This is a genomic window from Flavobacterium tegetincola DSM 22377, from assembly GCF_000425485.1.
Classification (GTDB): domain Bacteria; phylum Bacteroidota; class Bacteroidia; order Flavobacteriales; family Flavobacteriaceae; genus Flavobacterium; species Flavobacterium tegetincola.
On the sequence record NZ_KE384390.1, the window covers coordinates 25361 to 35370 of the forward strand.

6 protein-coding genes are annotated in these 10010 nt (G+C 37.0%); 4 read left to right on the forward strand and 2 right to left on the reverse strand.

All coding sequences use genetic code 11. From position 1 onward, the window contains the following. Nucleotides 1–22 precede the first annotated feature (22 nt). Together H602_RS20045 and H602_RS19535 are read right to left on the reverse strand one after the other, a co-directional pair. On the reverse strand, nt 23–166 hold the full coding sequence (locus tag H602_RS20045) for a hypothetical protein (protein ID WP_157505172.1): 144 nt from the start codon (nt 164–166) through the stop codon (nt 23–25). A gap of 375 nt (nt 167–541) precedes the next feature. Further along, the gene (locus H602_RS19535; RefSeq protein ID WP_051224648.1) at nt 542–1255 is read right to left on the reverse strand and encodes a LytR/AlgR family response regulator transcription factor; all 714 of its coding nucleotides are present in this window, start codon (nt 1253–1255) and stop codon (nt 542–544) included. A gap of 86 nt (nt 1256–1341) precedes the next feature. Here H602_RS19535 and H602_RS0117765 point away from each other — a divergent pair, with 86 nt between their 5' ends. From H602_RS0117765 to H602_RS0117780, 4 genes are all read left to right on the forward strand, one after another. Next, nucleotides 1342–1986, forward strand: coding sequence for a response regulator (locus tag H602_RS0117765; RefSeq protein WP_026979229.1), 645 nt, complete (start codon nt 1342–1344; stop codon nt 1984–1986). Nucleotides 1987–2611: 625 nt separating this feature from the next. Further along, the gene (locus tag H602_RS0117770) at nt 2612–7615 is read left to right on the forward strand and encodes a T9SS type A sorting domain-containing protein (protein ID WP_026979230.1); all 5004 of its coding nucleotides are present in this window, start codon (nt 2612–2614) and stop codon (nt 7613–7615) included. A 109-nt stretch (nt 7616–7724) separates the two neighbouring features. Next, nucleotides 7725–9104: a T9SS type A sorting domain-containing protein gene (locus H602_RS0117775; RefSeq protein ID WP_026979231.1), complete on the forward strand. Its 1380-nt coding sequence runs from the start codon at nt 7725–7727 to the stop codon at nt 9102–9104. Nucleotides 9105–9108: 4 nt separating this feature from the next. Continuing rightward, a complete protein-coding gene (locus tag H602_RS0117780) occupies nt 9109–9741 on the forward strand; it encodes a hypothetical protein (protein WP_026979232.1) in 633 nt (210 codons plus the stop codon). The last annotated feature ends 269 nt before the right edge of the window (nt 9742–10010 follow it).

The following is a 10010-nucleotide window of genomic DNA, read 5'->3' on the forward strand; positions in this document are numbered from 1 at the left end:
TTCATTTGGGATTTTTATGGTGTTAATTATCGCCTTTATCTTTATCCTTGCTGTCTCCACCATGATCAATACCTGGAGGAACGACAATAGGTGGTGGATTTGTACTGTCATCTGCATGGATCACAGGATTTTCGGTTTCTAAAATTTCCGCAGTACACGAAGACATAATAATGGACGCGGAGCAGCAACATAATAATAGTATTAGATTTTTCATAATTAATTAAATTTGGTCAATAGTGATTTTGTGCCTAATGAAAAGACATTTATTAATGCAAGATTCAGCTGGGATTTAGCTGTTTCTTTTACTGCAAATGACCTTTTTAGTTAAAAAAAAGTATTCCCCATCTGCCGTGAGTTTAGAAGCTTCTACTGATTTAGTGTTTCAAATCAGTAGCAAATTAAGCTGTATAAAGGGATAAATAGTTTTATTTTAATAGTGTTATTGTAAAAGGGGTCAGTCTGTTAGGATACTAGTAGATCTAAATGGTGAAGACCAGATATTCATTGGAATCAAAGATTAATAAAAAAAGTATAGTTAACATTAACCGTCAATTTTACGTAGAATGACGTCAATATTTTCTCTATAGTTGGGTGAGAACGGAATAATTTCATCGTAATTGATGTAACACTTTGCCTTACTAAAATGAATTCGAGAAACATGATTAATATTTACAATATAACTTTTGTGTATTCGAAGAAAGTAGAATGGTAGTCTGTTTTCGTAGTGCTTAAGTGTTTTAAAAGCATTTATTACTTTTTTATTGATAAGATTAATATCAGTTGTATTATTGTCTGCTTTTAAGTACACTATCTCTTCAAGATTCACAAATTGATAATCACTGTATGACTTTATACAAAGGTTTGTGATTAGCTTTTTAGGAGTTCTTTTTTCAAATTTAAAAAGTGTTTGTCCTAAAGTGTGCAAAGTTAATGTGTCAAGTATATAAGCAGAGAAACCAGCTTTAATAGCTGCTAATGCAGCTGATTCATCAGGTGCTACAGCAACGAAATAGGGAAATGGATTCAGATAAGTGAGGGATTCACCTACGATTTGGAGTAATACATTGTTTTGCTCAAAATTAGTACCCAGTTGAATGAATACCAATTCGAGTTTAAGTTTTTTGATATGTTTTAGTGCCATTTGAGTATCTTTGAAAACGGCGCTGCATACATAATTAGGAAAATCCTCAAATAGGATAATGACTTCTTTTGAAAAGAAATCTTCGTTGCATAGTAGAAGAAAAGAGAATTGCATAATATCTAGTTGAAAAGAGTGCCAAACTAAGAAGTAGAAACGAGACCATACGCTATAAAAACAATCAATATTATTAAATTTAGACGATGAATATATTAATTGTAGATGACCACCCCATGTCGGTATCAGGTTACACAGATACGTTGTCCAGAAGTGGACTATTTCCTAAATCTACTAACTTTTTTAAAGCTTACAATTGTGAAGAGGCATTTTATAAAATTATGGCAAGCACGGTTCTTGATCTTGCGATTATTGATTTTTCTTTACCGGCCTTTGGTGCTCACCACCTATTTTCGGGAAGCGATCTAGCCAAAATCATAAAACAGAAACATCCTGATTGCAAGATTATAATAGTAACAGCACATACAGAAATACTGATCATTTATGACATCTATAAAAAGACAAATCCTGATGGACTGGTTATAAAAAATGATTTGAATTCAGAATATTTAAAAAATTTTGTAGAAGAAGTGTTAAATGGAAACCATTGTAAAAGCTGTACAGTTAATAAAGTTATTAAAGATATATTTACAAAGGAGTTAATGGTAGATGACACAAATAGAGCGATCCTAATGTATCTATCTCAAGGAAATAAGATCAAGGACATTGAACGAATGACTAACTTATCAATTAGTGCAATTCAAAGGCGCATTGCTCAAATGAAAGATGCTTTTAATGTTTCTGAAGAAAGTAGTTTAGTCAAAGAAGCTATTTTACAGGGATTTTTATAGATATTAAATTTTTTAGTGCATTCGAATGGCTGTGATGGCTATGTTTTTCTTCAAAAAGCAAAATAAATTACTAATAAGGGGCAAAAGGAAACACTAATAGGTACGTGATTATGAATTTTTTTATCAGATAGTTTTTCAAATTAAATCATTTTTAATAACGATTTATAGAGGTCGGTAGTTAAGTACTTACTTTTAATTTTATCAAATGTGTTGTTTTTGAGTTGTTTAAAATATTTAAGGTCGTTTGTTCGTGCGCAGCCAAGAACTTTTCGTGTGCAAAAAAGAGGTTTCGACTACGCTCAACCAGACATTTGTCGGATTAATCAATATTAGAATATGAAATTATCTACTGAGCTCTATAAAAATGTATTAAGTAAGTGATTTTATTATTTACAAAAAAGAATAGATTGATCATTCATTTATATTAATCATACAAAAACGCAAGTACTAACATAGTACAGATCTCCCTACACAATATCCCTTGCGAAATTCTCGTAAGGGATATTTTTTTTAACACTTACGCTATAAATTGTAGCGTTGAGATCAAAAAATTGCTATTAGATTTGAAATCATACTATTTTAACAAATATTTTACATTTTAATTTTAAAAGGTAATTTTTATTTTTTGCAACCAACACAAAACAAAGTAATCAACAAAAACCCTAATATTATCAAACAAATTACCCTTCCAAAACAAAAAATAATTTTTGTTTTAACGCTGTTTGCCTTGTTTTTTACAGGCATTCTAAAAGCACAGGCACAACCGCCACCTGGCATTGCTTTATTCTGGGACAAGCAAGTCGGTTGTCAAATTGGTGGTGTCGATGACAAGCGCTTTGTATTCTTTGAAGATATTCAAGACTCTGAATGCATTCGTGTCTGTGATCAAACTGTGGTCAACTATGATTTAGAAAACCTGCCAGGTGGTGCTACCACTACATGGACAGTAGCTGGAGGTACCCTTATTGCTAGTACTAATTCTAGTGCTAGTGTACATTGGCAGAATGTAGGACTTGGTTCTATTACACTTACCATCGTGCTTTCTGAAAGTACCATTACAAAGACCCTTTGTATTGAAAAAATTGAACTCCCTACCGCAAATTTTGCAGTTATTGGTCAAGAGCATCCCGATTATTTTGAAACCTGCAGTCAGCAAGTGCTCCACTTCAGTAATTTGTCGAGCGCTAATAGTGGTTCAGCACTGATGTTTTACCTCTGGGATTTTGGTGATGGAAGTACTTCAACAGCCTTTGAACCTGCACATAGCTACGCCAATGATGGTAATTATACCGTAACGTTGACAGTGACAAATGCCTGCAATTGCAAGTCTGTGTTTAAGATGCAAATAATTGCAAAGCGACGTGGCTTTGAGATATCATGCCCTACAGTAGTTTGTGAAGGACAGTCCGCCATATACTCCTTGCCATTTAATGCAAATCAAGTTTGTGGTGGTAATAATGGATGGTCGGTTATTGGCGGTCAAATAATTTCTTATGGCAATAGTAGTATCGAAGTACTATGGAATAATGTAGACGCGACTGGTTTTGGTTATGTCACTTTTGATCCATCGCACTGTGATTTACCTTGTCGTAAAATTACGACAGTTAAAGTACCTGTAATTCAAGCGAAAGGCACAATTCAAGGTGATGAAGCACTTTGTGTAGCTGAGCAAGGACGTTACAAGTTGCCACAATGGCCTACCACTGACATTACGTGGGAAATTCTTGGTAACGTAAATAATAATCTTGCACAAATCATCCTAACAGATCAGCGTAATGAGATTATAGTAGTTCCAGCTGCAAGCGGAACACTTATCTTAAGAGCAGTTTATACAAACACGCTATTGGGATGCAGTGGTCAAGCTGAATTTAAAATTCAGGTTGCTGATCCACTTTCCATTATTGGTGCCAATAGTTTTTGTCAGAACAGCTCCGGCACGTTCACTAATACTCAGGGTGCTCCAGTACAATGGACTTTAAAAAACGCTACAAATACGGTAGTGGCTTCTGGTTCAGATGCTTCGCTTACATATCTATTTTCTCAAGCGGGCACTTATAAATTGTCTGTTACCTCACCTAATTTTTGTAGTGTTGACGAAAAGACAATCGTAGTTCTTGCAAAACCTGCTGCACCTACTTCTGTAACAGGAGAAGTTTTAGTATGTCCTAGCGCTCCGTACTCTTACAGTATTACTAATCCTGATGCGAACAGTATTTATACATGGTCCGTTACAAACGGTTCAATTATAGGATCTGCTCAAGGAGATGAGGTTAACATCTCTTTTAACGGAACTTTTCCTGCTACGATTTCTGTTTTTAGTAAAACCATTGGTCCTTTGGAATGCACATCAAGTCCATTAGTGGTAACTGTAAATCAAGTACCTGTAAATGCAGTGATTTCGCCTGCATTTAGTACAGTGTGCAGCAGTTCAATTGGAACGTACAAAGCGTTTAAAAGTGGGACAAGCAATTTGTTTACAGGTGGAGACAGTTACACTTGGTCGTTGTCAGATCCTGCCTTAGGTAGTATTACCACGGGTCAAGGTACAACAGAAGTGGATGTGCTTTTTAATGAAGTAGCTACTGTTACTACTGTTAATTTGATACTAGCTGTTGGAAAATGTACAATAAGTCCTGCCCCACAGTTTGTAAAACAAATTACAATAAATCCTAAAGCACAAATTAAGATTACCGCCTTACCAAATCCAGCTTGCGGACAATATAATGTAACCTATACGGTTTCGTCAATTAATGGTGTTCCGTTAAATTCTTTAGATGTCGTGACTTGGAACTTAGGAAACGGGCCAATTCTTGGTGTTGCAGATATATCTACAACGTTTGTTAACAATAGTTCTACCAATATTGATTATGTTGTTACGGCGTTTATCAACAATGCTAATGGCTGTGGCCCTACCAATACCGCATCTTTTACCACAACGGTATTGCCTAATCCTCCTGCCGTAGCCAGCATTAGTACATTGGGAAATGCATTCTGCGAAATTTCGGATGTAAATACAGTAATTACCGTATCATCTAATACCGCAGGCTCTTTTCAATGGTTTAAAAATGGAAGTCTAATCCCTACAGAGACGGGAACTTCACTGACCGTAGGTCCTGCACTCAATTTTGGTGCTTATACCTTTAAAGTTACTAGCTCAAATGGATGTATTAGAGAATCTAACGTTGTTAATATTTACAAGAAATGCGGTTCGCTACCCGGCTGTACAATAAATGCTACCGTGCAAAACAATTCTTATTTAAGTGCTTGTGGCACGATAACTTTTGCAGCTACTACCTCGCCAGCGCCAATATCATCTTCGTGGTCTGTACTAGGTACAAGAGCAGGAAATTTTAGTGTTTCAGGCAACACGCTTACGGGTGTTCCGGGAGTTTATACCATTTTGTACGAAACGGTATATCCTTGTTCTCAAGGTGGCACAGGAAAAAAAGTGGAAGCCAAACAAGTAATCATACCTTACGCTCCCGAATTTTCTTACATTGCAAAATGCAATCCGGACAATACCTTTAACGTTAATTTCATAGACAATAGTAATTTCTATGATGGAGTTAGTCCTAAAAATGTGCGATTTTTCTATAAATTAGCAAGTGCAAGTTCTTTTACTTATGTTCCTTACAATCCTTCGGTAACGGTTGATGAAATTCAGAATCTTCCAGCAGGAAACTATGTTTTTAGAGTGGAAAATGATGGTGTTGCCGCAAATACACCAACAATCATGTGCTTCAAAGAATATACGGTGAATTTGCAAGGAATTGATGAGTCAATAGATATTGTAGTTATTAGCGGTCTGCCAGTCGATTGCCACAATACTCCAGTGAAATTTGGATTAAATCCGGTTCCGTTTGGAAATAGTGTTGAATGGGATTTTGGTGATGGAGCCACAAACACGGCTTTATCTCCGAGTAGAGTATACACCGTTTCTGAAGCACCGTATACCATAAAATGTACCATTACCAATCCGTTTGGATGCAGTATTATCAGATGGGCAACTGTTTATATTCCGAAAAAGTGTTTCACAGGCGATATAATAGCAACACCTAGTAATACGACCGTTTGTAAAGGAGATTCCGTGGAATTAAAATATGTACCTTCAACTGGTGATTGCGAGGTTGCCAATTATACTTGGATGAATGGAAGTGCTCCCGTGCTCAATGCCCCAAACGCTAGCACTTTAAACGTTGCTACACCTGGGTTTTATTGGGTAAAAGTAAGTAGTGCCAATAGTTGCGATTACAATACACCTACTCAAATCACTCCTACGTTTAAAACGCTGCCAAGTGTCAAGATCAAAGGACAGTTCCGCTACTGCGAAAATGAGTCAATTCTACTTACAGCAGTAACTACTGCTACCTCAATTGTATGGAAAATTGACGGGATCGTCAAACCTCAATTTAATAACATGACCACAGCAGATTTTTCAGGCATGTTCAGTCCTGCTACTTTTGTGATCAGTTGCACCGTAAGTGATGGAGTTTGCTCTAATACTGCAAGCCATAGCATTACGGTAGAAGAAGCAGTTTTAGACATACAGGTTGATGTTGCCATTTCTTGCGACCCATATAAAGTAGTAATCACTGCCAATGCTGTAACGAATAGTTCAGATCCTGTACATTACAACTGGAGCAACGGCGCAGTGGGTAATAGCATTACTGTAAATGACGGCGGCGCTTTTAGCGTTACTGCAAGTACTGGTGGAGGTTGTTCGTTTACTAAACAAATCGATGTACCTAAAAGCCCTGAAAACTATATGTGGATATTTCCTACAGGTTGCTATACCGACTGTATCAGAAAAGGCAATTATCTAATAGGTCCTTTATTACCTTTACAAAATTGGAGTTGGAACAACAATGGGCAATCCGTCTCTTCCGGAAGTGGTTTTGCAAGTCCTTTCACTTTGTATTCAAATGGCAACTATTCAATGACGATCAATACAGGTATGTGCGATTTAGAGTCGGGACTGTTGAGTTTTTCAAATAATATGTGTGGGGATTGCGAAATAAAAGACGTCAAGATTGAGGAAGTCAAAAAAGTCGAAGCCAAATACTGCGCATTTACACAAATATTAGTAATTCACAGCGGGGCAAGTCAGCCATTTCAAGCAACCATCAGTGACCCATTAAACCATGTTCTGATTATTCCTGCAAGCTTTACATTAGTGCCAGGCGCAAATGTAATTGAGGTCACAATAATTCCTCAAAGTCCATTTATGGGAGGAACTACCACCTTGAGAATACACGGTCAAATCTCTGAAAAAGAAGGAATCATTGATTGTGAATATTTGTTTCCAATTAAAATTCCTTATTGTGAGGATATGGAATACAGGAAATCTGGTGATACAAATAAAACGAGTTCAGAAATACCTAGTTTTAAATCCTGTACGCTCTATCCAAATCCAGCCTCTGGAACGGTTCAAGTACAGTATGACTTAAGTGTATCAAATGCTGTAGTAGAACTGTATGACTTGACAGGTCGTTTGTTAAACCAAAAAGCACTTGGTAGTGCACAAGGCACAGCAACACTAAACATCAGTGGTTTTCCTGCAGGTGTTTACATTGTAGCAATCAGAAATGAAAATCAAATCTTGTATCAACAAAAATTAATTATTAAATAATTTAAGTAACTTACCCTTTCCTAGCACCCTCTCCCGAAACTTCGGGTGAAGGTGAGGAAACTAATCTAAGAGGCAGGCGCTGCCTGCCTCTTTTTTAAATAATTACAATATGAAAAAAATTTTACTTAGTACATTTTTACTAACTACAATCTTTACGAATGCCCAATGTTACAAATCAATCTCTTTTGGTGGTACCCATACAGTAGGATTAAATACAGATGGTACACTTTGGGGTTGGGGAGCGGGTTCTTACGGGCAGTTAGGAAACATTAATTGGACAGAACCTAATGCAGTTCAAATCGGTACAGTCACAAATTGGGCAAAAGTTTACACTGGAGTACGCAACACCTTTGCCATTAAAAATGACGGTACTCTCTGGGGTATTGGAGGCAACGATAATGGCTCTCTAGGAGTGAATTCCAGTGCGCAAAGTTTTGCTACCTTTCAACAAATCACAACGGCAAATAATTGGGTAAAAGTAGCACCTTCCTATTTTTTTTCTTTGGCTTTAAAATCAGATGGAACTATTTGGGCATGGGGTCAAGACAACTACAATCAAACTGGAAACCCTCCCTCGTCAGAATCACAACTTGTTCCAATACAAGTAGGCACCGGAACAAGTTGGATTGATATAGCTACAAGTACAGGTGAAACAGCTTTTGCTTTGAAAGCGGATGGGACACTTTGGGGTTGGGGAGCAAATACAGGATATCTTTTAGTAGCAGCATCCAGCATTTATGCATTAAATACGCCTACGCAAATTACTTCCATTAATACATGGAATAAAATGAGCGTTGGAGCTATACATATTTTGGCACAAAAATCTGATGGAACGCTTTGGGCATGGGGTTCGGGTCCTGGTAGAGGTGTTGGTGAAGATATCAACCCTGGCATCACTCCTCATCAAGTAAGCACCGATTCTTGGAAGAGTTTTTCAACTGGAACAAGTACTTCGTTTGGAGTTAAAACAGACGGTACTTTATGGGCTTGGGGACTGAATACAAATGGGCAATTAGCAGATGGTACTTCAAGTACGCATCATGTTCCTGTACAGATAGGAACGGATAGCAATTGGGATACTGTTCAAGCACGCAATTTTACTACTACAATGGCTACTAAAACCGATGGATCAGTTTATTATTGGGGTAGAAATTATAATGGTGAGTTTGGTAACGGCACGGATTATAATGCAGGGTATTATACTTCTCCTCAATTAACGCCTAACATCTGCGTCAACAGTTTAGCTACGCCTACATTTGAGCAAAATGTATTCAAGGTATATCCTAACCCAGTACAAAATGATTTGTTTATTGCTACACAAGAAACACAATCATATCAAATCTATTCAATTTTAGGAGTTAAGATTAGCGAAGGGATAATTTCAGTGGGTAACAGCATTGATTGCAGCAACCTGACTAGTGGGGTTTATTTGTTGAACTTGACGAATGGTTTACGGAATACAAGTACTCAGAAAATTTTAAAACAGTAATAAAATGATAGTAAATGATGGTGTTTGTTCTAATACTGCAAGCCATACCATTACGGTAGAAGAAGCAGTTCTAGACATACAGGTGGATGTTGTCATTTCTTGTGATCCTTATAAAGTAGTAATCACTGCGACTGCGGTAACGAGTAGTTCAGATCCTGTACACTACAATTGGAGCAATGGGGAAATAGGCGATACGATTACGCTAAATGATGGTGGTGCTTTTAGCGTTACTGCAAGTACTGGTGGAGGTTGTTCGTTTACCAAACAAATTGATGTACCGAAAAGTCCTGAAAACTATATGTGGATATTTCCTACAGGTTGCTATACAGACTGTATCAGAAAAGGAAATTATATTATAGGACCATTATTGCCCTTGCAAGATTGGAGTTGGAACAACAATGGGCAATCCGTATCATCTGGAAATGGTTTCATGAATCCTTTCACTTTATATTCAAATGGTAATTATTCGATGACGATCAATACGGGTCAGTGCGATTTAGAATCGGATAAATTGAGTTTTTCAGCTGAAAAGTGTGGTGATTGCGAGATAAAAGATGTTAAAATAGGAGAAGTTAACATGGTTGAAGCCCAATACTGCGCATTTACGCAAACACTAGTTGAACTAAACCTTCGGTAGCGTATTACCTGAAAATGTTAGTCCTTTGTAAAACTAATTAAAAATTAATTACAATGACAAAAAAAAGCAGATGAGTTAGTTGGATCCAACACAATTCTGAGTCGAGCCGTTGCTCAAGTTCCTGAATTTGCAGAATTACTTCACCGATTTGAACGAGCGATGTCCATTTTAGGCAGGAGCGACAGTACCTACAGGAATTATGCCCAACATGTTGCATCAATAGCATTGCACTTTGGTAAAATCCCAACCGAATTGGATGTAGAGCAAGT